The 22,821-nt window shown below is 64.4% G+C and carries 21 protein-coding genes, 1 tRNA gene and 1 rRNA gene; 18 read left to right on the top strand and 5 right to left on the bottom strand.

What is annotated here, in order from left to right; all coding sequences use genetic code 11:
* The 3 genes from rrf to V6D40_RS07025 form a co-directional block, all read left to right on the top strand.
* Window positions 1-99, top strand: a 5S ribosomal RNA gene (gene rrf / locus V6D40_RS07035); the annotation flags it as partial.
* Between the two features lie 581 nt (window positions 100-680).
* A complete protein-coding gene (locus V6D40_RS07030) occupies window positions 681-1,406 on the top strand; it encodes an ABC transporter ATP-binding protein (protein WP_334289646.1) in 726 nt (241 codons plus the stop codon).
* Window positions 1,406-3,979 carry an ABC transporter permease gene (locus V6D40_RS07025; RefSeq protein ID WP_334289645.1) on the top strand — a complete coding sequence of 858 codons (2,574 nt, stop codon included), beginning with the start codon at window positions 1,406-1,408 and terminating at the stop codon, window positions 3,977-3,979. The genes V6D40_RS07030 and V6D40_RS07025 overlap by 1 nt, the downstream gene beginning before the upstream one ends.
* Before the next feature lie 12 nt (window positions 3,980-3,991).
* Here the strand turns inward: V6D40_RS07025 and V6D40_RS07020 are convergent, their stop codons facing one another.
* Both V6D40_RS07020 and V6D40_RS07015 read right to left on the bottom strand, forming a co-directional pair.
* Entirely contained in the window at window positions 3,992-4,345 is a 354-nt protein-coding gene (locus tag V6D40_RS07020) for a FluC/FEX family fluoride channel (RefSeq protein ID WP_334289644.1), read from the bottom strand.
* Window positions 4,338-4,685 carry a fluoride efflux transporter family protein gene (locus V6D40_RS07015; RefSeq protein WP_334289643.1) on the bottom strand — a complete coding sequence of 116 codons (348 nt, stop codon included), beginning with the start codon at window positions 4,683-4,685 and terminating at the stop codon, window positions 4,338-4,340. The genes V6D40_RS07020 and V6D40_RS07015 overlap by 8 nt, the downstream gene beginning before the upstream one ends.
* A 115-nt stretch (window positions 4,686-4,800) precedes the next feature.
* Between V6D40_RS07015 and pgm the strand changes: the two genes are divergently transcribed.
* The 6 genes from pgm to V6D40_RS06985 all read left to right on the top strand — a co-directional run bounded on the left by pgm (window position 4,801) and on the right by V6D40_RS06985 (window position 9,144).
* A complete protein-coding gene (gene pgm, locus V6D40_RS07010) occupies window positions 4,801-6,459 on the top strand; it encodes a phosphoglucomutase (alpha-D-glucose-1,6-bisphosphate-dependent) (RefSeq protein ID WP_334289642.1) in 1,659 nt (552 codons plus the stop codon).
* Between the two features lie 92 nt (window positions 6,460-6,551).
* Window positions 6,552-6,995: a MauE/DoxX family redox-associated membrane protein gene (locus V6D40_RS07005; protein ID WP_334289641.1), complete on the top strand. Its 444-nt coding sequence runs from the start codon at window positions 6,552-6,554 to the stop codon at window positions 6,993-6,995.
* 46 nt (window positions 6,996-7,041) lie between these two features.
* Window positions 7,042-7,770 carry a thioredoxin domain-containing protein gene (locus V6D40_RS07000; RefSeq protein WP_334289640.1) on the top strand — a complete coding sequence of 243 codons (729 nt, stop codon included), beginning with the start codon at window positions 7,042-7,044 and terminating at the stop codon, window positions 7,768-7,770.
* Window positions 7,771-7,848: 78 nt separating this feature from the next.
* Window positions 7,849-7,921: transfer RNA gene (locus tag V6D40_RS06995), tRNA-Ala, on the top strand.
* A 4-nt stretch (window positions 7,922-7,925) separates the two neighbouring features.
* Window positions 7,926-8,384, top strand: a complete 459-nt coding sequence (locus V6D40_RS06990; RefSeq protein WP_334289639.1) for a methylated-DNA--[protein]-cysteine S-methyltransferase — start codon at window positions 7,926-7,928, stop codon at window positions 8,382-8,384.
* Window positions 8,377-9,144, top strand: coding sequence for a fructosamine kinase family protein (locus V6D40_RS06985; protein WP_334289638.1), 768 nt, complete (start codon window positions 8,377-8,379; stop codon window positions 9,142-9,144). Before V6D40_RS06990 ends, V6D40_RS06985 begins: the two co-directional genes overlap by 8 nt.
* A gap of 13 nt (window positions 9,145-9,157) precedes the next feature.
* On the opposite strand, the gene nadE is transcribed toward V6D40_RS06985, so the two are convergent.
* Complete coding sequence (nadE, locus tag V6D40_RS06980) at window positions 9,158-10,003, bottom strand: ammonia-dependent NAD(+) synthetase (RefSeq protein WP_334289637.1); 846 nt, start codon at window positions 10,001-10,003, stop codon at window positions 9,158-9,160.
* A gap of 26 nt (window positions 10,004-10,029) precedes the next feature.
* Between nadE and V6D40_RS06975 the strand changes: the two genes are divergently transcribed.
* From V6D40_RS06975 to nrdE, 5 genes are all read left to right on the top strand, one after another.
* Window positions 10,030-11,379: a sugar porter family MFS transporter gene (locus tag V6D40_RS06975; protein ID WP_334289636.1), complete on the top strand. Its 1,350-nt coding sequence runs from the start codon at window positions 10,030-10,032 to the stop codon at window positions 11,377-11,379.
* A gap of 126 nt (window positions 11,380-11,505) precedes the next feature.
* Window positions 11,506-11,628 carry a type B 50S ribosomal protein L36 gene (gene ykgO, locus V6D40_RS06970; protein ID WP_005511141.1) on the top strand — a complete coding sequence of 41 codons (123 nt, stop codon included), beginning with the start codon at window positions 11,506-11,508 and terminating at the stop codon, window positions 11,626-11,628.
* Between the two features lie 303 nt (window positions 11,629-11,931).
* Window positions 11,932-12,159, top strand: coding sequence for a glutaredoxin-like protein NrdH (nrdH, locus tag V6D40_RS06965; RefSeq protein ID WP_334289635.1), 228 nt, complete (start codon window positions 11,932-11,934; stop codon window positions 12,157-12,159).
* Window positions 12,160-12,182: 23 nt separating this feature from the next.
* On the top strand, window positions 12,183-12,722 hold the full coding sequence (gene nrdI, locus V6D40_RS06960; RefSeq protein ID WP_334289634.1) for a class Ib ribonucleoside-diphosphate reductase assembly flavoprotein NrdI: 540 nt from the start codon (window positions 12,183-12,185) through the stop codon (window positions 12,720-12,722).
* 83 nt (window positions 12,723-12,805) lie between these two features.
* Window positions 12,806-14,914 carry a class 1b ribonucleoside-diphosphate reductase subunit alpha gene (nrdE, locus tag V6D40_RS06955; protein ID WP_334289651.1) on the top strand — a complete coding sequence of 703 codons (2,109 nt, stop codon included), beginning with the start codon at window positions 12,806-12,808 and terminating at the stop codon, window positions 14,912-14,914.
* A 16-nt stretch (window positions 14,915-14,930) separates the two neighbouring features.
* Here the strand turns inward: nrdE and V6D40_RS06950 are convergent, their stop codons facing one another.
* Window positions 14,931-15,644, bottom strand: a complete 714-nt coding sequence (locus tag V6D40_RS06950) for a FadR/GntR family transcriptional regulator (protein ID WP_334289633.1) — start codon at window positions 15,642-15,644, stop codon at window positions 14,931-14,933.
* Window positions 15,645-15,776: 132 nt separating this feature from the next.
* On the opposite strand from V6D40_RS06950, the gene nrdF reads away from it, so the two are divergent.
* From nrdF to V6D40_RS06930, 4 genes are all read left to right on the top strand, one after another.
* Window positions 15,777-16,778 carry a class 1b ribonucleoside-diphosphate reductase subunit beta gene (gene nrdF / locus V6D40_RS06945; protein WP_334289632.1) on the top strand — a complete coding sequence of 334 codons (1,002 nt, stop codon included), beginning with the start codon at window positions 15,777-15,779 and terminating at the stop codon, window positions 16,776-16,778.
* A gap of 273 nt (window positions 16,779-17,051) precedes the next feature.
* Window positions 17,052-18,830 (top strand): aa3-type cytochrome oxidase subunit I, encoded by a 1,779-nt coding sequence (gene ctaD, locus V6D40_RS06940; RefSeq protein WP_334289631.1) that lies wholly within the window; start codon window positions 17,052-17,054, stop codon window positions 18,828-18,830.
* 78 nt (window positions 18,831-18,908) lie between these two features.
* Complete coding sequence (gene serB, locus V6D40_RS06935) at window positions 18,909-20,132, top strand: phosphoserine phosphatase SerB (protein WP_334289630.1); 1,224 nt, start codon at window positions 18,909-18,911, stop codon at window positions 20,130-20,132.
* Complete coding sequence (locus V6D40_RS06930; RefSeq protein WP_334289629.1) at window positions 20,129-20,899, top strand: peptidyl-tRNA hydrolase; 771 nt, start codon at window positions 20,129-20,131, stop codon at window positions 20,897-20,899. Before serB ends, V6D40_RS06930 begins: the two co-directional genes overlap by 4 nt.
* Here V6D40_RS06930 and V6D40_RS06925 read toward each other — a convergent pair.
* The gene (locus tag V6D40_RS06925; protein WP_334289628.1) at window positions 20,878-22,821 is read right to left on the bottom strand and encodes an ATP-dependent DNA helicase; all 1,944 of its coding nucleotides are present in this window, start codon (window positions 22,819-22,821) and stop codon (window positions 20,878-20,880) included. The two genes, V6D40_RS06930 and V6D40_RS06925, sit on opposite strands and share 22 nt — an antisense overlap.

The following is a 22,821-nucleotide window of genomic DNA, read 5'->3' as shown; positions in this document are numbered from 1 at the left end:
GGGGAAACGCCCGGACCCATTCCGAACCCGGAAGCTAAGCCCGCCCGCGCCGATGGTACTGCACCCGGGAGGGTGTGGGAGAGTAGGTTACCGCCGACCCAACAACAACAAAACAACAACAAAATACCGAAGCACCCGATCCACCGGCCACAACCGGTAGATCGGGTGCTTTACTATGCCCGCACACAAACCCGAGCAGCGTCAAACGATCCGCCCCCCTTAAAGGCCGCACCGCTGGCACGCCGGGCAACTCGGGCATCGTCACAGCCTGCGTCCTGTAGCTCCCAACGAGAAACAGCCTCAAACCGGCCCACAAAACCCCAGGTCGCTGACACCACGGAACTTTGGGAGCTACAAGGCGCCGACTGCACTGACATATCGGGGCGCTCCCGGCACATAGGCGGCAGTGACACGGGCGACGCACGCGCCGCGCCCTGTAGCTCCCGACGACAAACAGCCTCATCGGTAGGTGCAAAACCCCCTGTCGTTGACACACTGAAACCTTGGGAGCTACAGGCCACAACCACTGATAGCGGGTAACTCCCACGACCGCGCAACGCGACCTGCGGAAACACACAACTGTCGCCGAGATACCCGCTATCACCTAGCGCCTGACAGCGAGCAGCTACCCGAGGCGCACGACCGCGGGCTCGAATCACTGGTGGGGTAGCGTAGTCACGGTGGAAGCAGCAGCGAAGGCCGTGGATCTAGTCAAAACTTACGGGCAGGGCGATACTGAGGTGTCGGCACTGGCTGGGGTGAATGTGGAGTTCGCGCGCGGCGCGTTCACTGCGATCATGGGGCCGTCTGGGTCCGGCAAATCGACGCTCATGCACACGATGGCAGGGCTGGATTCGTTTACCTCTGGCGAGGCGTACATCGGCGGTACGGCGTTGTCCTCACTCAACGACGCGCAGCTGACGGAGCTCCGGCGCGATCGCCTCGGGTTCATCTTTCAATCGTTCAACCTGGTACCCACGTTGAACGCGGCTGAGAACATCACGCTGCCGACAGATATCGCGGGTAAGAAGATTGACAAGGCGTGGTTCGACGAGATCACGACCAGGTTGGGTCTTGATCAGCGGCTGGCGCACCGGCCAAGTGAGCTTTCCGGAGGTCAGCAGCAGCGTGTGGCGTGCGCCCGCGCGCTGGTGAGCAAGCCCGAGATCATCTTCGGCGACGAGCCGACGGGCAACCTCGATTCAAACGCGGGTAGCGAGGTGCTGAGCATCTTGAGGCACGCGGTTGACCACGATGGGCAAACCGTCGTCATCGTCACGCATGACGCGCGTGCCGCGTCGTACGCCGACAGGGTCGTCTTCCTCCGGGACGGGCAGATCGTTGACGAGCTCTATGAACCGTCGATGGACGCAATTCTCCGCGTGATGTCGGGGATCGAACAGTAATGGCGGTGGGTTCACGGGCGATGACGAAGGTCTCGCTGCGAAACATTGGTGCGCACAAGTTGCGGCTTGCGCTCACGGTGTTGGCGGTGGTGCTCGGCACCGCGTTCATCGCGGGTTCCATGATGTTCACGAACATGCTGGAGCGCACGTTCGACTCAGCCGTTTCCACGCGCTACGAGGGCGCCGATGTGGTGGTGGAACCCGCTGACGGTGAAGGCGGCATCACGGAGGAGGACGCGAACGCGATCCGCGGTGCCGAGGGCGTAAGAAACGTTAACGTGACTGACTCGAAGGTGCTCGTCGTGGCGAACACGGACGAGGAGGCGTACCAGACCCGGCAAGGGATGTCGGCTGGCGGGCTGTACTACCCAGAGACCGAGGCGGTCGGCCCGGTGCCGGAGATTACCGACGGCCGCGAGCCGCACAATAGCGGCGGTGAACCGATCGAGGCCATCGTCAACGGCAACGGCGCCGCGTTCTACGGTCTCGAGCTGGGCCAAGAGGTTATCGCGGTTGATACCAAGGACCGGCGGACATTCACCATCGTGGGTTTCTACGATGACGAACTGACCCAGGAGACTTCAATGAAGTTCCTGTTGCCGGCGCAGGACTACCTCGACGCATACATGACACCGGGGTACGTCACAGCGCTTTTGATCAGCACTGACGGGATCACGGACCCGGAGACGCTGCGCGAGCAGCTCGCGCAGCAGCACCCGGAGCTCACCATACGTCCTGGGGAGGAAGCAGCAGAGGAAGCCAGCGAATCAGTGCGCGAGGCGTTGAGCTTCGTGTCCTACTTCCTCATCGCGTTCGGCCTCGTGGGCCTGCTCGTGGGCACATTTTTGATTGCAAACACGTTCTCCATGATCGTTGCGCAGCGGACCAAGGAGTTCGCGCTGCTGCGCGCTCTGGGCGCATCAAAGCGTCAAGTGACCAGATCCGTCATCGCGGAAGCGTTCGTCGTCGGTCTCATCGGTTCCGCTCTCGGTGTGCTTGCCGGCGTCGGCATGGTCGCCGCCATCAAGTGGGGTATGGGCCAAAACGGCATGGCGCTGCCGGCGGGCGGGCTCGGGTTGTCGCTCGACGCGGTGGTGGTGCCGATCGTCACCGGCGTTGTTGTGACGCTGCTGTCGGCGTGGGCGCCGGCTCGCCAAGCAGGACGGGTGCAGCCGGTCGCGGCGATGCGGGCCAGCGAATCCGCCGCGCCCCAGCCGCTGAAGACGCGCACAGTGATCGGCGCGCTGCTCATCGCCGCTGCAGTCGCTGCCGGCGCTGCAGCACTCGGGTGGGAGGACGGCCGCACGGCCCAGCGCGCATTATTGGTCGGCGCGGCGGCGGTGCTGGTTATCGCCGGCATCTTCTTGGCGGGTCCCGCGATGAGTCTTCCGATCGTTCCGCCTGTCGGAAGGGTAATAGGTGCGCCGTTTGGTGCCGTCGGCAAGCTAGCTTCCACCAACACCAGCCGCAACCCGCGCCGCACCTCCGCAACTGCCTTCGCGCTGATGCTTGGCATTGCACTGGTCAACTTGATCGGCATGTTCGGCGCGTCGATGAAGTATTCGGTGGACAGCGTCGCAGACAACGAGGTCAGCGCGGAGTACGTGCTTTCCGGGCCGGCGTTCGGGGCTTTTCCGCTTGATAGCGCCCTGATGTCCCGCATCCCCGCCGTCGACGGGGTTGGCGCCGTCGCCGCCTACACGGAGGCCCAAATTCAGGTCGACGGGGAGTACTCAGCGCAGTTCGGCCCCTTCGGCACGACGTCGGTCCTCTTCGGCGACCCGGGAGACTTGATTTCGATGGATATGGTGGACGGGTCGTCATCGCTGGCCGGCGACGTGGTCATCGCCCCGCGCGACTGGGCGGAAGAACGCGGCTGGTCGGTGGGCGACAGCGTCACTGTCGCGGCGCCTGGTGCCTCCCCGGTGAAGGTGGAAGCGACCGTTGGGGGCATCTTCGAGAACTCTTCCATCCTCACTTCGGTGGTGGTCAGTGCCGACGTCGCGAATCAGATCGTCCCCGGCAGCGCCCGAATCATCATGATGGGTGTCAGCGGCGACGGCACGGTCTCGACCGATCAACTGCGCGGCAACCTCGAGGACGAGGTGCGCCACGACATTGTTGTGCAGGTGCAGTCGAAGGACGATATCTCTGGAGAAGTGCTGGGCCTCATCGACCAGATGCTGTTCATCCTGTACGCGCTGTTGTCGCTGGCTGTGGTGATTGCGGTGCTGGGAATCGTGAACACCCTGACGCTGTCGGTGATCGAACGCCGCCAAGAAATTGGGATGTTGCGCGCCGTCGGCACGCACCGCAGGCAGGTGCGCACCATGATCATCTTAGAATCGGTGCAGATGGCGTTCTTTGGCGCGGTGTTGGGCGTTGTCTTAGGCCTGGCCCTCGGGTGGACGTTCCTCACCGTGCTCGCCAACCAAGGCCTCGACACCATCGTCGTGCCGTGGAACCTGGTGTGGCTGATGCTTGCCGGCAGCGTGGCCGTGGGTGTTGTTGCCGCGCTCTGGCCGGCGCACCGGGCTTCGAAGACGCCTCCGCTCGACGCGATCGCGGACTAGGCCGCCGGCTGGTTAGCCCCACATTCCCCGGCGGCTGATCATCACGCCCCAGCCAGCGGCTGCGATGCCCATCGCGGCGGTGAAGCTGGCGTATTTGGCCAGCTTGCCCCACTGGCGGCGCTTGTACAGCTCGCCGCACTCCTTCGCCAGTGTTGACCAGGTGGAAAGTGCACCCGCGAACCCGGCGCCGAGTCCCGCTTGCCACGGCGCGGGGAACACTAAGGTGAAGCCGAGCACGGCGCACGCGACGATGTTGGCGGTGAACGTGCCCACCCTCGGGGCCGGGATGTGCGACAGGGCCCAGCGCGCCAGCCCGCCGAAGAAGGCGCCGATGAAGACCCAGGCGAACAAGCTGAGATTAGCCACGGCGGGCACCTCCCGAGGCGGCGTCGCCGGCCAACCAGGACGCCACGCACGCGGTGAAGGTGACCAGGATGAAGATTGTCGCGCCGGCAAGCGAAAAGTCGAGCGCGCCGAGGGCGACCGCGGAGTACGTGGTGAAGCCCCCGAGAAAGCCCATGCCCCAGAATGGCCCGGGCTTGAAACGCCCCATGGCGAAGCACCCGGCCATGTTGATCGCCAGGACCAAGACCGCGGCCTGCGGCGATCCGTCGGTGGTGAGTAAGGTCAGCGCGTACCGCGCGAGCGCGCCGAGGGCTGCGCCAAGTCCGACCGCGATGCCGGTGTGAAGAGAGTCAGTGCGCACGGGAGTCGAGTCTATTGGCCGCTCCCGCCCAAACCCGAACGCGAAGCTGCCAACTTGGGTAAAAGTGGGGTTGTAAGCGTCCGCCGAAACCACCAGCCACCGCAAGGAGCGCATCATGGCACACGACCGCGCGGGTCAGCCCGCCCGACCCGAGGACCTCATCGACATCGCGGAGCTGGTCACCGCGTACTACACCCGCGACATTGACGCGTCCGACCCAGCGCAGCAAGTCGCGTTCGGCACCTCGGGCCACCGCGGTTCGGCGCTGGACAACGCGTTCAACGAGGCGCACATTCTGGCCACTACGCAGGCGATCGTGGACTACCGCCGCAACCACAACATTGGCGGACCGGTGTTCATCGGCCGCGACACGCACGCGCTGAGCGAGCCAGCGATGATTTCTGCGCTCGAGGTGCTGATCGCTAACGGCATTGAGGTGATGGTGGACGCGGACGGCCGCTACACGCCGACGCCTGCGGTCTCCCACGCCATCTTGCGGCACAACGCCAAGTTCGGCGGCGGGGTGACCGGCACGGACGCGAAGCGCGCCGACGGCATCGTGATTACCCCGTCCCACAACCCGCCGCGCGACGGCGGCTTCAAGTACAACCCGCCAAGCGGCGGTCCTGCCGGCACCGACGCGACCGACTGGATCGCGGCGAAGGCGAACGACTACCTTGCGGCCAGCCTCGAGGGCGTGCGCCGGGTAAGCGTGAGCGGCGTGCGCGACGAGCGCGCGAGCGCGTTCGACTTCAAGGGCGCGTACGTCTCCGACCTCGACCACGTCGTTGACACTGAGGCGATCAAGCGCTCCGGCCTAGCAATCGGCGCAGACCCGATGGGCGGGGCGTCCGTGGACTACTGGGGCGCGATCGCGGACCACTACGGGCTGAACCTGACCGTGGTCAACCCGGAGGTGGACGCGACCTGGCGGTTCATGACGCTGGACACAGACGGCAAGATTCGCATGGACTGCTCCTCGCCGAACTCCATGGCGAGCCTGGTGCGCAACCGCGACAAGTACGACATCGCCACCGGCAACGACGCCGACGCAGACCGCCACGGTATCGTTACCCCTGACGCGGGGCTGATGAACCCGAACCACTACCTGGCCGTGGCCATCGAGTACCTGTTCAGCCACCGCGATGGGTGGGGTCAGGATACGGCGGTGGGCAAGACCCTGGTCTCGTCGTCGATGATCGATCGGGTGGTGAAAGCGCTCGGCCGAAAGCTGGTTGAGGTGCCGGTCGGCTTCAAGTGGTTCGTCCCCGGCCTGGTCAGCGGCACCATCGGCTTCGGCGGTGAGGAGTCCGCAGGCGCGTCGTTCCTGCGCAAGGACGGCACGGTGTGGTCGACCGACAAGGACGGCCTCATCCTCGACCTGCTCGCTGCCGAGATCACCGCGGTAACGGGAAAGACCCCGTCGCAGCGCTACGCCGAGCTCGAGCAGAAGTACGGTGCTCCGGCGTACGCGCGCATCGACGCTGCCGCCGACCGCGAGCAGAAGGCCGCGTTGAAGGCGCTGTCGCCGGATCAGGTGCCGGCGACCACGCTCGCGGGCGAGGAGATTACCGCGAAGCTGACTGAGGCCCCGGGCAACGGCGCAGCGATCGGCGGGCTGAAGGTCACCACCGAAAACGCCTGGTTCGCGGCGCGCCCGTCCGGCACCGAGGACAAGTACAAGATCTACGCCGAGTCGTTCAAGGGCGAGGAGCACCTCAAGCAGGTGCAGGAAGAAGCCGCAGCGATTGTGAACGGGGTGCTTGGAAAGTAACGCTGAACACATCGTTCGTCGCACCATTGCCGGCGCGCGGTGGGCTAGTGTCAACACCTGTGAGCTCACCTGTACAAACTGCGCCCGCTCCCATGACGCGGGTGCTCGACTTCGCCGCCGCCGCGGCCCGTTTCGGACTTGCGGCCGTGTGGATCTACGCCGGCTACACCAAAATCGGCAACCACCTCGAGGTGTTCCAGAAGATTGAGGCGTACGAGGTCTTCACCCCGTACTGGTCCGACATCTTGGCAAACTTCATCGGCCCGCTGGAGCTGGCAGGCGGGTTGTTGTTGCTGCTCGGCATCAAGATCCGCTGGGCTGGCGGGGTCTCCATGGTGGTGCTCATTATGTTCATCATGGGCTTGTGGTCTGTGCACGCCCGCGGCATGGTGATTGACTGCGGGTGTTTCGACCCCAACCAGCGCGAGCCGCAGCACGGGGACATAATGCAAGCCATCTGGCGCGATGTGTTCCTGCTGGCAGTAACTGCATTCATGATGTACCGACCATTTAAGAAGTTTGCGGTCTACCCGTAGACTGACCCATCACATTAACCCTGTTTACCGTCGAGGAGATGTAGCTGTGACTACGCGCAAAGTGCAGAACCCGAACCAGAAGGGTGGCAACGCGTTCATTTGGGCGATTGTCGCCGTGATCGCGATCGCCGCTCTGGTAATCGGCCTGATTGTGTCCAACGGCAAGAGCCAGCGTGCTAACGCCGTCCGCGAAGGCATGATCGACATGAGCGGCATCAACGTCGAGTGGGCAGAGGACGACAACGTCATCCACCTGGTCGGCGCTAACCCGGATGCGCCGACCGGTCAGCTGTTCGAAGATTTCTCCTGCGGCTACTGCGCAGAGCTGCACAAGCAGACCGACGCAGAGATGGTTGAGGCGCTCAAGGCCGGCGACATCAACGTGGACCTGCACATGATGGAGTTCCAGGACCGCGGTATTGAGGGCCACTCCACCCGCTCGCTGGCGGCGATGCTGGCGCTGATCAGCCGCGGCGACATGGACCAGGCGTTCAGCCTGCGCGACTTCCTGTACGTGAACCAGCAGGCCACCGCGAAGTACTCGAACGACGACCTGGCGGATCTGGCTGCGGACTACGGCGCCTCGGAGGATGCTGTCAGCGACATACGCGAGGGCGCGTTCATCGAGAAGGCGAAGGAAGTCGGCGCGGCCAACCTGAAGCTGCAGGAGGACGAGACCGGCGAGGCGTGGACCCCGCGCGTGTGGATCGACGGCAAGGACGCAGAGGATCTCGGCGACCGCGAGGCGTGGGTCACCACGCTGAAGAATTCCTAGTCACGGCGGGATTTGGTCGCTGATTGCAGCGGCTGTTATATTTATCGAAGCCGTTCGGGAGGGCTCCTTCCGAACAGCGGGGCTATGGCGCAGCTGGTAGCGCACCACACTGGCAGTGTGGGGGTCACGGGTTCGAATCCCGTTAGCTCCACAACATGTACACCTACCGCGTGCACGACACCCCGGTTGGACCGCTGACAAGCGTGTGTTCACCGAATGGGTTGGTTCGGGTGGGGTTTGGGCAGTTGCTTGCCGACGGGGCGGTGAAATCCGATCACGCGGACGTCGATAAGCAACTAGCCCAATTTTTTTCTGGGCAGCGCCGCACTTTCGACCTCCCGCTGGACTGGAGTTTGACCTCGGGAGTCTACGAGCGCATGCAGCGGGCGCTGCTCACCATTCCGTACGGCGAGACCGCCACCTACGCTGAGCTTGCAAAGGCCGCAGGCGCCCCCCGCGCGGCGCGCGCCGCCGGCACCGCGTGCGCAAGAAACCCCCTGGTGATTGTGGTGCCGTGCCACCGGGTCGTACGCGCGGGCGGGGCGATCGGCCAGTATGGCGGGGGAGTGGAAATGAAGAAATTCCTGCTGGAGATGGAGGCGAGATTTGTCTAAGACACGAGCTAACTCGTTTGTGAAACGGGGCAGCGGCCCGCACGCCGCGGCTGCCGAGGCGGCGTACTTGCGGTGGTTGCGCGAAGGATCCAGCGCAGTCGTGGAGGTCTTCGAGGTCAGCGACGAGGAGAACTACCTCGTGATTGAGAAGGTGCCCACCGCACGCCCCACCGCACACGCTGCGCACGAGGGCGGCCGCGAGCTCGCCGCAATCCACGCCGCGGGGGCGGACGCATTCGGCGCTCCGGCGAGCGGGTGGGACGGCCCGAACTACATCGGCCGCGCGCAACAGGAGTGTAAGCCAACCGAGCGTTGGGCCGATTTCTATGTCCACCAGCGCGTGCTGCCGTTTGCGCAGAAGGCGCACGAGGCGGGCAACCTACATCAGGCTGGCCTGGATACCGTGCGCCGCGCCTGCGACGCGCTGCTCGCCGAAGACGAGGACGCCCCCGTGGCGCGCCTCCACGGCGATTTGTGGAGCGGCAACGTGCTCTACAGCCCGGCCGGCGTGCGGTTCATCGACCCAGCCGCACACGGCGGCCACCCGTTGACAGACATCGCGATGCTCGAGCTCTTCGGCGCCCCGTACTTCGAGTCCTTCGTGGACGGCTACTTGGCCGCCGGCGGGCAGCTCAGCGCCAACTGGCGCGAGCGCATCCCGGCCCACCAGCTGCACCCCTTGGCCGTCCACTCCTACACCCACGGCCCGAGCTACGGCGACGCGCTCGTGCGCGCTGCCGAAAGCGTTCTCGGCGCCTAGGGCACCAAGGGACCTAGCGCCACCAGGTGTCCGCAGGCCCGGGCGGCAGGTGGCGCTTGTGCTGGCCGACGCGCCACAGGTGCTCCAGGCGCTCGCGCGCATCCGCGTCGATTGGCTTGCCTTCGAGGTAGTCGTCGATCTGCGCGTAGGTGACGCCGAGCGCCTCCTCGTCGGGCAGCGCCGGGCGGTCCTCCTCGAGATCGGCGGTCGGCACTTTCTCCCACAGTCGCCGGTCGGCGCCGAGGTGCTCTAGCAGCTGCGCGCCCTGGCGCTTGTTCAGCCCGGCCAGCGGCATGAGGTCGGCGGCGCCGTCGCCGTGTTTGGTGAAGAACCCGGTGATGTTCTCCGCGGCGTGGTCGGTGCCGATGACTAACATCCCAAGCTCGCCCGCGATCGCGTACTGCGCGATCATCCGCTGCCGCGCTTTGACGTTGCCCTTGTTGAAGTCGCCCAACCGCGCGGTGCCGAGAGCGGCTGCCACCGCAGCATCGACTGCGTCAGTTGCTGGCTTGATATCCACCGTCACCGTGCGGTCTGGGTTGATGAATTTCAGCGCCAGCTGCGCGTCGTCCTCGTCCGCCTGCACCCCGTGCGGCAGGCGCACAGCGACGAATTCCACGTCCCGCCCGAGGGCCCGTTGCTTATTCACAGCCTCCTGCCCCAGCTTCCCCGCCAACGTCGAATCCTGCCCGCCGGAGATCCCCAGCACGAACCCGCGCGCGCCCGTGGCTGCCAGGTAGTCGCTCAAAAACTCCACCCGGCGGTCAATCTCCTCCGCCGGATCGATTGAGGGGGAGACCCCCAACGCCCGGATAATGTGCCGCTGCAGGTCGCTTTCGTCGCTGGACATGACATTCATGGTAGACGCGGGGCATATTTGGCGGCATGGAATTTACTTACGCCCGCAAGGTGGCGGCGACAGCGGCGCTCGGCGGCCTGCTCTTCGGCTACGACACCGGGGTGATGAGCGGCGCCCTGCTCTTTATTACGCCCGAGTTCGGGATGAGTCCCGCGCAGGAGGGGTTCGTCACTTCGATGCTGCTGGTGGGCGCCGCCGTCGGGGCGATCAGCGGCGGCGCCGTCGCGGACGCGCTGGGAAGGCGCCGCACCCTCATCACCGCCGGGGCGCTTTTCGTCGCCGGCTCGCTGTGGTGCGCGCTCGCAGCTTCCGTCGGCTCGCTCGCCGCCGCCCGCACACTGCTCGGCCTCGCGGTCGGCGCTGTATCGATTGTCACCCCGATGTACATCTCGGAGATCGTGCCGAGCAGCATCCGCGGTCAGCTCGTGTCGCTGAACACGCTCATGATTGTCATCGGCCAGCTTGCCGCCTACGTGGTCAACTCGCTGCTTGCGCCGCTGGAGAACTGGCGGCTCATGCTCGGCGCCGCCGCGCTGCCGGGACTCGCGCTCGCCGCCGGCATGGCGTTCGTGCCCGAGACGCCGCTGTGGCTCGCGCGCCGGGGACACGACGAGAAGGCCGCGGCAATCGCCGCCAAGGCTGGTATTGACGCGGACGAGCTGGAGACCGCGCGCGCTGAGGCCGAGGACAACCCGCGTGTGTCGGCGCAGTGGCGCGCGCTGGCGGAGGCGAGGTGGCTTCAAGTCACGGTCGTTTTCGCGGCGCTGCTCGGGGTGACTCAGCAGATCACCGGCGTCAACGCAATCGTGTACTTCGCGCCGACGATGATGAACAAGGTCGGCCTTTCCACCGCCAACGCCGTCTACACCTCTATCGTCATCGGCCTCGTGAGTGTGGCCGCGTGCTGGGTGGGACTGAAACTTGTTGACCGCATCGGGCGTCGCCGGCTGCTGCTCTTCGGGTTGTGCGGCAACATCGTCTTCCTCCTCGCGCTGTCTTTGACCTACCGCGCGGCGGAGTCGAACACGTCGCTGGCGTGGGTGGCGCTGGCGTGCATGGCGGGATTCATCGCCTCCCAGCAGGCGGCGGTGTCGCCGACGACGTGGCTTTTGATCTCCGAGCTCGTCCCGCCGCAGATTCGCGGCGTGGGCATGGGCTTGGCCGGCCTGGCGTTGTGGGCGATGAACTGGGTGGTGGCGCAGTTCTTCCTTCCGCTGGTGAACGCGCTATCCGCTACGACGACGTTTGTGCTTTTCGCGGTGCTCGGCGTGATCGCCGCCGTTTTCGTCGCCCGGCAGATTCCGGAGACGATGGGTAAGAGCCTCGACACCGTCGCCGATGAAATGGAACGCCGCTACACCCGCGGGAGAGGCTAACCTGTTCCCGAAAGGGGTTTGGTGCTTGCTGCAGGGTGCGTGTAGAGTGTTCGCTCGTGTCGCGACGCGGCCGTTTTCGGCCATGCGTTGCATAAAGTAGCAGTCTCTAACAGAAAGGAGCGCCCGATGAAGGTCCGCAAGTCGCTTCGGTCGCTGAAGAACAAGCCGGGCGCCCAGGTTGTGCGTCGCCGCGGCAAGGTCTACGTGATCAACAAGAAGGAGCCGCGCTTCAAGGCTCGCCAGGGCTAGAGCGCTAACCAACCGATCAATCCCGTCTTTCGGCTTTACGGCCGAGGCGGGATTTTTCGGCGTTTCTCGGCGGCGGACGAAGTCTCAGGAAAATTTAATACCACACCTGTAAGTCAGCGATTCACGCCGAAGACTACATGTGGGTAATTTCCCGGCCCCACCTGCGAATACCACGTGTGTAACTACTACATATAGTATCAGTTGCCGATTTTTGCCCCAAGGTATAGTGTCTCTCCTGAACCGCCGAGGGGATCGGCGAAGAGCATTTTCAAGCCCACGAAACTTTTACAAGGAAGCGTCGAGATGTCTATCACCGTTTACACCAAGCCCGCATGCCAGCAGTGCCGAGCAACCACCCGCGCCCTGGACAAGGCCGGCTTGGAGTACAACCTGGTCGACATCTCTCTGGACGACGCGGCCCGCGATTACGTCATGGCGCTCGGCCACCTGCAGGCCCCGGTGGTCGAGGTTGACGGCGACCACTGGTCCGGTTTCCGCCCCGAGCGCATTCGCAGCCTCGCAGCGGCGTAAGCCGTAAAAGAAGGGGAAGCGGCGTGTTGGTGGTGTACTTCTCTTCGGCGACCGAGAACACGAAGCGGTTCGTGGAGAAGGTGGGGTTGCCGTCGGCAAGAATCCCCCTGCACAAGCACGACGGCGAGCTTGTCGTGGACGAGCCGTACGTGCTGATCTGCCCGACCTACGGGGGCGGCGTCTCGCTCACGCACGAAAACTCCCGCCCCGTGCCGCCGCAGGTCATCCGGTTCCTCAACAACGAGCACAACCGCCGCCTCATCCGCGGCGTGATTGCCTCGGGCAACTCGAACTTCGGCGCGGACTACTGCCGCGCCGGCGACGTGATTGCCGCGAAGTGCAAGGTGCCCTACCTCTACCGATTTGAGCTGATGGGCGGAGCGGAGGACGTGAACCACGTACGATCTGAGCTGGTTGCTCAGGCCGAGCGCTTGGGCCTTGCACCAGCTGACCACGCACCCGCGCCCACCACCGACGACCCAAACGCTGAGCGGCTCGCCCGCCTGCGCGCCAAGTACACCGGGAAGTACTCTCGCTCCCGGAACACGAAAGTCTCTCACTGAAAGGCCCGTTCACCGTGACCACGCCAACTCCCGCCCAGCCCCTCGGCACGAGCGTTCCGAAGCCCGCTTCCGCGGCAGACCAGCTGGACTACCACGCGCTGAACGCGCTGTTGAACCTGTACGACGAGAACGGCCAAATTCAGTTCGACAAAGACCGCGAGGCGGCGAACCAGTTCTTCCTCCAGCACGTGAACCAAAACACCGTCTACTTCCACGACTTGGAAGAGAAGATGGGGTACTTGGTGGACAACAAGTACTACGAGCCGGGTGTGATCGAGCAGTACGACTGGGAGTTTGTGAAAGACACTTTCAAGCGCGCGTACTCCTACAAGTTTCGCTTCAAGAGCTTCCTCGGAGCGTATAAGTACTACACCTCCTACACGCTGAAGACGTTCGACGGGCGCCGCTACCTCGAGCGGTTCGAAGACCGCGTGTCCATGACCGCGCTGTTTTTGGCCCGCGGCGACGAAAAGCTGGCGACCGCGCTGGTGGACGAGATCATGACTGGGCGCTTTCAGCCAGCCACCCCGACGTTCCTCAATGCCGGCAAGGCGCAGCGCGGCGAGCTGGTGAGCTGCTTCCTTCTCCGTGTCGAGGACAACATGGAGTCCATCGGCCGCGCGATTAACTCTTCGCTGCAGCTGTCGAAGCGCGGCGGCGGTGTCGCCCTGTTGCTGTCCAACATCCGCGAGTCCGGCGCGCCGATCAAGCACATCGAGAACCAGTCGTCTGGCGTGATTCCGGTGATGAAGCTCCTGGAGGACTCGTTCTCCTACGCCAACCAGCTCGGTGCCCGCCAGGGTGCCGGCGCGGTGTACCTGAACGCGCACCACCCGGACATCCTGCGGTTCCTGGACACGAAGCGCGAGAACGCGGACGAGAAGATCCGCATTAAGACGTTGTCGCTCGGTGTGGTGATTCCGGATATCACCTTTGAGCTGGCGAAGCGCAACGACGACATGTACCTGTTCTCCCCGTACGACGTCGAGCGCGTGTACGGCAAGCCGTTCGCCGACATCTCGGTGACCGAGAACTACGAGGAGATGGTCGAGGATCCGCGCATCCGAAAGACCAAGATCAAGGCTCGCCAGTTCTTCCAGACGATCGCGGAGATCCAGTTTGAGTCGGGTTACCCGTACATCCTGTTCGAGGACACGGCGAACCGCGCGAACCCGGTGAAGACCGGCCGCATTAACATGTCCAACCTGTGCTCGGAGATCTTGCAGGTCAACTCGCCGTCCGTGCTGAACGAAGACCTGACGTACGACACGGTCGGCCACGACATCTCGTGCAACTTGGGCTCGCTCAACATTGCGATGGCGATGGACTCGGACAACTTCTCCCGCACCATTGAGACCGCGATCCGCGGCCTGACTGCGGTGGCGGATTCAACCTCCATTGATTCCGTGCCGAGTGTCCGCGAAGGCAACGACGCCTCCCACGCGATCGGCCTCGGCCAGATGAACCTCCACGGGTACCTGGGGCGCGAGCACATAGAGTACGGCTCCGAGGAAGGCCTGGACTTCACCAACGCCTACTTCGCCGCGGTGATGTACGAGTGCATCAAGGCGTCGCACAAAATTGCCGTGGAAAAGGGCGAGGCGTTTGAAAACTTCGCTGAATCCGAGTACGCGTCGGGCGCCTTCTTCGACAGGTACGACGTGGCCGACTTCCAGCCGAAGACGGAGAAGATCAAGGCGCTGTTCGAGGCCTCCGACATTGCGGTGCCGACCGCTGAGCAGTGGGAGGAACTGAAGCAGCAGGTGGCCCGCGACGGTATTTACAACCGCTACCTCCAGGCCATCCCGCCGACCGGGTCGATTTCGTACATCAACAACTCGACGTCCTCGATCCACCCGATTGCGTCGAAGATTGAGATCCGCAAGGAAGGCAAGATCGGCCGCGTGTACTACCCCGCGCCGCACATGGACAACGAGAACGCGGCCTACTTCAAGGACGCGTACGAGATCGGCTACGAAAAGATCATCGACACCTACGCCGAGGCCACGAAGTACGTCGACCAGGGTCTCTCGCTCACCTTGTTCTTCAAGGACACGGTGACCACGCGCGACATCAACAAGGCGCAGATCTACGCGTGGCGCAAGGGGATTAAGACCCTCTACTACATCCGCCTGCGCCAGATGGCGCTCGAAGGCACCGAGGTTCAGGGCTGCGTGTCCTGCATGCTGTAGCAGCGGGGGAGGGGGCTCAGTACTCCATGAACTCGCTGATGCCGCTGAGGAGTCGCCGGGAGGCGTCCTCGGCGGCTTTCGCGTTTCCGGCCGCGATCTGGTTTGCAAGATCGACGTGGATTCGCATGGTGTCCACTGCCGGGTCGTCCGGCATGATGCCGTAGCGGGTGCGGCCCTCCAGCACGTTCATAATCGGCTCGGCAAGCGCTTTAAACATCTCGTTGCCGGATGCGACGAGCAGCAACGTGTGGAATTCCTTGTCGATGTCGAGGAACTCAGGGGTGTTGCCGGCGCCCTCCTCGGACAGAGTCACGAGCTGCGCGGCGATTTCCTTCAGGCGGGCGACGTGCTCGGGTTCAGCGTGGGCGGCAGCGAGCCGCGCCGCGACCGGTTCCACTGCGGTGCGCAGCGCATCGAGCGAGGTAATCTGCGCGTTGCGCTGCTCAGCGCTCGCGAGGCGCCACGCGATCACGGAGCGATCGAGCACCGCCCAGTTTTCGGGTGGCAGAACGCGAATGCCGACGCGGCGGGACGAGGAGACGAGCCCCAGCTGCTCAAGCGCGCGCATGGCCTCGCGGGCGACGGTGCGCGAAATGCCGAACCTCGTCGAGAGGTCCTGCAACGTAAAAGTGTGGCCCGTCGGCATGGTGCCAGAAACAATCTCTTCACCGAGCTTGTCCAGCACTGAAGCAAGAAGTGGCTCGGTGGACGATTCCTTCGCAGCCGCCATTTTGAGATAGCTCCTCTGTCTCGAATCTGCTCTATATCAATGATCATCTCACTTGCCCTGGCATTTCGGTGTCATCGGGTCGGTTTGTCGGCGCCAGATGCTGTGTTAGAGGGGTCGGCTACTATAAGCGCCATGAGCCAACAGGAGTACGAGGACTACGAGGATTACGTCGCAGCGCACCCGCAGCCGCTGAAGGCGATCAACTGGAACGAGATTCCGGACGAGAAGGACCAGGAAGTGTGGGACCGGCTGACCGGCAACTTCTGGCTCCCCGAGAAGATTCCCGTCTCCAACGACATCCCGAGCTGGAACACGCTCAACGACGCTGAGCAGTTGTCCACCATGCGCGTCTTCGCCAACCTCACGCTCTTGGACACGCTGCAGGGCACGGTGGGCGCCGTCTCGCTCATCCCCGACGCGAAGACCCTCCACGAGGAAGCCGTCTACACCAATATCGCGTTCATGGAGTCCGTCCACGCGAAGAGTTACTCCAACATCTACATGACGCTCGCCTCCACGCCGCAGATTAACGACGCGTTCCGCTGGACCGAGGAGAATGAGGAGGTGCAGCGCAAGGCGAAAATTATCCAGAGCTTCTACTGCGGCGACGACCCGGCGAAGAAGAAGATCGCCTCGGTGATGCTCGAGTCGTTCCTCTTCTACTCCGGCTTCTACCTGCCGCTCAACTGGGCGGTGCACTCCAAGCTCACCAACACCGCCGACATCATCCGTCTGATCATCCGAGACGAGGCTGTGCACGGCTACTACATCGGCTACAAGTACCAGGTGGGGCTGCGCGACGAGTCCGAGGCGCGCAGGGACGAGCTGAAGGAGCACGCGTTCGATCTGCTCTACGACCTCTACGAGAACGAAATCCAGTACACCGAAGACCTCTACGACCCGCTGGGCTGGACGGAAGACGTCAAGCGCTTTTTGCGCTACAACGCCAACAAGGCGCTCAACAACCTCGGCTACGAAGGGCTCTTCCCGGCGGATGAGACCCGGGTTTCGCCCGCAATCCTGGCCTCGCTCGCGCCGAACGCCGACGAGAACCACGACTTCTTCTCTGGTTCCGGTTCCTCCTATGTTATCGGCAAGGCTGAGGACACCCAGGACGACGACTGGGATTTCTAAACCGGCTGGGCTCCCCCTTGGGCCTCCTGCCTGAAGCGCGCGGAAAAAACCCCCAATATCGGGTTAACCGAGGGGGCTCGCGCACGTTCGTTATTCCACGTGAACTGGGGGATCTCACCCCGCGGCGCAGGCGGACTGCCCGAGGGGTGCGCGGGGGATACACTCTGTACACATAGCAAGCCTGTGATGGCTGGCAATTCCATGTGCCAATCGTTACGATGATTCGGTACGTTAAGTGGCTTTTCGTTGGAAGGCCCGAATCAGGAGGATCGTATGACCGCTGTGGCGCCACGGTTGGACAACTATGTCCCACCGACACGTCCGGAACCCACGGGTAACGCCCGCAGGGGTTCCAAAATTTACAAGCAGCTGACCACGACCGACCACAAAGAACTGGGCATCATGTACATCATCATGTCCTTCATCTGGTTCTTCGTAGCCGGCCTGATGGCTTTGTTGATCCGTGCTGAGCTGTTCAGCCCGGGCCTGCAATTCCTGTCTAACGAGCAGTTCAACCAGCTGTTCACCATGCACGGCACCGTGATGCTGCTGGCGTTTGGTACCCCAATCGTGTGGGGCTTCGCTAACTACATTCTGCCGCTGCAGATCGGCGCCCCGGATGTGGCGTTCCCGCGCTTGAACGCGTTCGGCTTCTGGATCACCACCGTGGGTGTCGTCGCGATGCTCGCGGGCTTCATCACCCCGGGCGGCGCCGCCGACTTCGGCTGGACCATGTACATGCCGCTGGCTGACGCGACCCACACACCGTCGGTGTCTGCGAACCTGTGGATCGTCGGCGTCGGCGCAACCGGTGTCGGCACCGTGGCTTCTGCCATCAACATGCTCACCACCGTGCTGACCATGCGCGCACCGGGCATGACCATGTTCCGTATGCCGGTCTTCACTTGGACGGTCTTTGTCACCTCCATCATCGCGCTGATGATCTTCCCGCTGCTACTCGCTGCGGCTCTCGGCGTCCTGTACGACCGTCTTCTCGGCGGCCACATCTACGACACCGCTAACGGCGGCTCCATCCTGTGGCAGCACCTGTTCTGGTTCTTCGGCCACCCTGAGGTGTACGTCCTCGCGCTGCCGTTCTTCGGCATCATCTCCGAGATCGTCCCGGTCTTCTCCCGCAAGCCGATCTTCGGCTACATCGGCCTGGTGTTCGCAACGCTGGCCATTGCGGGTCTGTCCATGGCCGTGTGGGCGCACCACATGTTCGCTACCGGTGCGGTGCTACTGCCGTTCTTCTCCTTCATGACCTTCCTGATCGCGGTTCCGACCGGTGTGAAGTTCTTCAACTGGGTCGGCACCATGTGGAACGGCCGCATCACCTTCGACTCCCCAATGATGTGGGTCATGGGCTTCCTGTTCACGTTCCTGTTCGGTGGCCTGACCGGCATTATGCTCGCGGCTCCGCCGCTGGACTTCCAGCTCCACGACTCCTACTTCGTGGTCGCGCACTTCCACTACACCCTGTTCGGTACCGTGGTGTTCTCCGCAGTCGCGGGTGTCCACTTCTGGTTCCCGAAGATGACGGGCCGCATGCTGGACGAGCGCCTGGCCAAGATCTCCTTCTGGCTCGTGTTCATCGGCTTCAACATGACCTTCCTGGTCCAGCACTGGCTGGGCAACATGGGCATGCCGCGCCGCTACGCCGACTACCTGGACACCGACGGCTTCACCACCCTGAACCAGATCTCCACGATCGGTGCGATCATCTTGGGCATCGGTATGCTGCCCTTCATCTGGAACGTGTTCAAGTCTTGGCGTTACGGCGAGATCGTGACCGTGGACGACCCGTGGGGCTACGGCAACTCTCTCGAGTGGGCTACCTCCTGCCCGCCGCCGCGCCACAACTTCACCTCGCTGCCGCGCATCCGCTCCGAGCGCCCGGCGTTCGAGCTGCACTACCCGCACATGGTTGAGACCATGCGCCGCGAGGCTCACACCGGTCACAACGAGGACACCCCCGCCACCTGGAAGGGCTCTACCCACGAGCTCGGTGCCGAAGAGGGCCCGCACGCGCACACCGCGCCGAGCAAGTAAATCTGCTTGACCAACGCCTCCCATCGTAAGATGGGGGGCATTTTGTCTATCCGAACCGTACGCAGAAGGAATCACGCGATGCCCGAGAACCCCGCTCTTCAGGTCGAGCTGCAGCCAGGCCTGAAACCCGCAGTCATCAGCACCTCCGGCCCAGACCGCCCCGGCGTATCTGCGGCGTTCTTCGCGGCGCTGGCAGGCCACAACGTGCAGCTGCTGGACGTCGAGCAGACGAACTTCCGCGGGCGCCTCTTGCTTGCGGCCCTGGTGGGTATGGATCCCGCGGTGCTGACCGAGCTGGAGCGCGATCTGCGTTCGCAACTGTGGGAGTTCGGCCAGCACGTCACCATCGAGACCGGTTCCGCGGCTGCTGAGGTTCCCCGGGCGAAATCGACGCACGTGGTTGTCGCGCTGGGTAACCCGGTCACCGCGGAATCTGTTAGCCGCCTCGGCGCCACGTTGGCGTCCTACGGGGCGAACATCAACGTGATTCGCGGCATCGCGCAGTACCCGGTGACAGGTCTCGAGTTCCGCATTACCATCCCGGATTACACACCGGGTGGCGGGCAGGAGATTCGCAGAGAGCTCGCGGAGCTGTCTGCGGAGCTGGGGGTCGACCTTGCCATGGAGCACGCTGGCCTGCACCGCAGGGCCAAGCGCCTGGTGTGCTTCGACTGCGATTCCACGCTGATCACCGGCGAGGTCATCGAGATGCTGGCCGCTCACGCAGGCCGAGAGCAGGAGGTCGCAGAGGTGACGGAGCGCGCGATGCGCGGCGAGCTGGATTTCGAGGAGTCGCTGCGCGAACGCGTGAAGACGCTGGCTGGCCTAGACGCGTCCGTTATCGACGAGGTTGCCGCGGCGGTGGAGCTTACCCCGGGCGCACGAACGACCATCCGCACCCTGAACTCGATGGGGTACCGCACCGCGGTGGTCTCGGGCGGGTTCATCCAAGTGCTCGAGGGGCTCGCAGACGAGCTCGAACTGGACTACGTGCGCGCGAACACCCTCGAGATCGTCGACGGCAAGTTGACGGGCCGCGTCATCGGCAAGGTGGTCGACCGCACCGCCAAGGCTGAGTTCCTCGAGGAGTTCGCCGCGGACTCTGGTCTGACGATGAACCAGACTGTCGCGGTGGGCGACGGCGCCAACGACATCGACATGCTCTCGCGCGCGGGCCTCGGCATTGCTTTCAACGCCAAGCCAGCGCTGAAGGAGGTCGCCGACGCTTCGGTCAACCACCCGTTCCTCGACGAGGTGTTGTACATCCTCGGCATCCCGCGCGAGGAGATCGACGGACTGTGACCCATCCCGACCGCACAAGCGACATCGCCCGGGCGCACGCGCTGCTAGCGGAGTTGCCCGCGCGCGACTACAAGGACCGCACGGAGGACCCCGACGACCCGTCAACAGTCCAAGCCATGCAGATGGCCATCAACCTGCCGAAGGCGGATCCGCCGGCGCGCAACGCCGTGCTTGTCGACGCGGCCCGCGCAGTGCTCGCCGTGTGCCTCGACCCCCGCGCGAGCCAGGACGGGTTCTGGCGCGACGGCCTTGCCGGCTGGTACTCGCACCGCATCCGTAAGGTTGCCCGCCGCGCCCGCAACAAGGCGTGGGACGACGTGCAAACCCTTCCCGGCGCGACAGTCGGCGCAGTCCGGGCGTTTGTGCCGTCTCCGGTTTCGGACGTCCCGCACGAGATAGCGAAGCTGCAGATCAAAGGCACTGAGATTGAGGCGGGGGAGGAGCTCACGCTTGTCGACGCCCACCCCACCATCCTCATCAACGCCTCCCTGGGCATGTCCGCCGGCAAAGCGGCCGCGCAGGTGGGGCACGCCTCCATGCTCTACGCCGCGGCACTCCCGCTGGACGCGGTCCAAGCGTGGGCGCGCGAAGGGTTCGCGCTCAATGTGCGCGAGGTGCCCGCGGATGCGTTTAACGCGCTCGTTGATGCCCCGGGCGCAGCCGCAGTCCGCGACGCCGGGTTCACCGAAGTGGCACCTGGTTCGATCACGGCGCTCACGCTGCCGCCGGAGTGTAACGCCGAGCTTTACCGCTTAACCAAGCGCTGAAGGGAGCCGCGGACCGTCTCCGGGTTGGTGGTCTGCCAAAACGGCAGCAGCGACTTGCGCAGAAATGCTCCGTAGCGTTTGGTGACCAGGCGGTTGTCCAGCACGGCGATGACCCCGCGGTCTGTGGTGGAGCGCAGCAGCCGGCCGGTGCCCTGGGCGAGCAGCAGCGCGGCGTGGGTCGCGGAGACTTCCATGAACCCGGACCGGCCGGCGGCGTCGGCAGCTTCGGCGCGCGCCTGCAGCAGCGGGTCGTCGGGGCGGGGGAAGGGAATGCGGTCGATGATCACCAGCGAGCAGGAGCTGCCCGGCACGTCCACACCTTGCCAGAGGGTGAGCGTGCCGAAGAGGCAGGAGTTCTCCGACTTGGCGAACTTGTCCACCAGGGCTCCGGTTGTGTCCTCGCCTTGGAGGTAGATGTCGAACGGCAGCCGCGACCGCATCTCGGCCGCGGCCTGTTCGGCGGCGCGCTTCGAGGAGAATAGTCCAAGCGTGCGCCCGCCTGCGGCGGTAATGAGCTCGGCGATCTCGTCGAGGGTGGCGGGGGCCAAACCGTCGCGGCCGGGGGCGGGCAGGTGCGTCGCGGTGTAGAGGATGCCGGACTTCGCCGGGTCGAACGGTGTGCCGGCGTCCATCGTCTCGTACGAGTTGCGTGGCAGCCCCCAGGCCGCGGCCATGGCGTCGAAGTTGCCGCCGACTGTCAGGGTGGCGGAGGTGAGGATGACAGGGGTGGTGTCGAAAAGCGAAGTGCTCAACAGCGGAGCCACAGACAGCGGTGCGACGGAGACCGCGTCGTCCCCGCGCTCGGAGCGGGTGAGCCACACGACGTCGCGCTGCTTTTTCGGGTCTTCCTCCTCGAAGACGGAGAGGATGCGCTCGACGGCGCCCTCCAGCTCGTTGAGGTGGTTCTTCAGATTCTGGCGTTCGGCGTAGGTTTCGGGGTCATTCTCGGACTCGCCGGGAGGTGCGTCATTGATCGCGAGTCGCGTCTTGCTCAGCGCGGAGGAAAGCGTGGTGAACGCTGCTTCGGCGGGTTCGGTGATGGTCTCCCACCGTCCGGGCGCCTCGATAGCGACGGCCGCGTTGAAGTCGTCCACCACGCTTTCTAAGATCTGCTTATCAGCGCCGAGCTTGCCCGCGCGGCGGGCCGCGAGCGTGAGCGCCCGGTCCGAGATCACGTTGGTGGCCACGGCTGTGATGCGGGCGTCGAGCTCGTGGGCCTCGTCGATGATGACGGCGGAGTGCTCGGGAAGGATGTTGACGTCGCTGAGCGCGTCGATGGCGAGCAGCGCATGGTTGGTCACGACAACGTCGACTTTGCTCGCCTCCTCTCGGGCGAGTTGCGCAAAACACTCGTCGCCGTGCGGGCAGCGGGTAGCGCCCAGGCACTCGGCGGAGGTGACCGACACCTGCCGCCACACCAGGTCGCTCACACCGGGCTGCAGGTCGTCGCGGTCGCCGGTGTCTGTCTCCGACGCCCAGTCAGCCACGCGTTTGACCTCGCGGCCGATGCGCGAAAGGTTGTCTTCTTCGATGAGTGCTTCCGGCGCTGCGTCGTCAAGCGAAAGCTTGTGCAGGCACACGTAGTTGTTGCGGCCTTTGAGGATGGCGAAGGTGGGGCGGCGGCCCATGTGCGGCTCGAGGGCGTCTGCAAGCCGCGGCAAGTCCCGCTCGACCAGCTGCCGCTGCAGGGCAATCGTGGCGGTTGAGACCACCACCGTGGTGCCGGTTTGCTGCGCGTGCAGCATCGCAGGAACCAAATACGCCAGCGACTTGCCCGTGCCGGTGCCAGCTTGCACCGCCAAGTGCTTGCCGGTGTCGAGGGAGGTCGTCACCGCTTTCGCCATTGCCTGCTGGCCAGGCCGCGGCGCGCCGCCGATTGCGGCGACTGCGGCGGCGAGCAGGTCCTCGGTCGATGAGGCCAC

This window comes from Corynebacterium sp. Marseille-Q4381, assembly GCF_036881695.1.
In the GTDB taxonomy this organism is placed as follows: domain Bacteria; phylum Actinomycetota; class Actinomycetes; order Mycobacteriales; family Mycobacteriaceae; genus Corynebacterium.
This window is presented reverse-complemented; position numbering and strand designations above follow the sequence as displayed.

What these genes read in the sequence shown, in the direction of transcription:
- V6D40_RS07025 (WP_334289645.1), top strand. Translation starts at nt 1,406, where the DNA reads ATGGCGGTGGGTTCACGGGCGATGACGAAGGTCTCGCTGCGAAACATT.
- pgm (WP_334289642.1), top strand. Translation starts at nt 4,801, where the DNA reads ATGGCACACGACCGCGCGGGTCAGCCCGCCCGACCCGAGGACCTCATC.
- V6D40_RS07005 (WP_334289641.1), top strand. Translation starts at nt 6,552, where the DNA reads ATGACGCGGGTGCTCGACTTCGCCGCCGCCGCGGCCCGTTTCGGACTT.
- V6D40_RS06990 (WP_334289639.1), top strand. Translation starts at nt 7,926, where the DNA reads ATGTACACCTACCGCGTGCACGACACCCCGGTTGGACCGCTGACAAGC.
- nadE (WP_334289637.1), bottom strand. Translation starts at nt 10,003, where the DNA reads ATGAATGTCATGTCCAGCGACGAAAGCGACCTGCAGCGGCACATTATC.
- V6D40_RS06975 (WP_334289636.1), top strand. Translation starts at nt 10,030, where the DNA reads ATGGAATTTACTTACGCCCGCAAGGTGGCGGCGACAGCGGCGCTCGGC.
- ykgO (WP_005511141.1), top strand. Translation starts at nt 11,506, where the DNA reads ATGAAGGTCCGCAAGTCGCTTCGGTCGCTGAAGAACAAGCCGGGCGCC.
- nrdH (WP_334289635.1), top strand. Translation starts at nt 11,932, where the DNA reads ATGTCTATCACCGTTTACACCAAGCCCGCATGCCAGCAGTGCCGAGCA.
- V6D40_RS06950 (WP_334289633.1), bottom strand. Translation starts at nt 15,644, where the DNA reads ATGGCGGCTGCGAAGGAATCGTCCACCGAGCCACTTCTTGCTTCAGTG.
- nrdF (WP_334289632.1), top strand. Translation starts at nt 15,777, where the DNA reads ATGAGCCAACAGGAGTACGAGGACTACGAGGATTACGTCGCAGCGCAC.
- ctaD (WP_334289631.1), top strand. Translation starts at nt 17,052, where the DNA reads ATGACCGCTGTGGCGCCACGGTTGGACAACTATGTCCCACCGACACGT.
- serB (WP_334289630.1), top strand. Translation starts at nt 18,909, where the DNA reads ATGCCCGAGAACCCCGCTCTTCAGGTCGAGCTGCAGCCAGGCCTGAAA.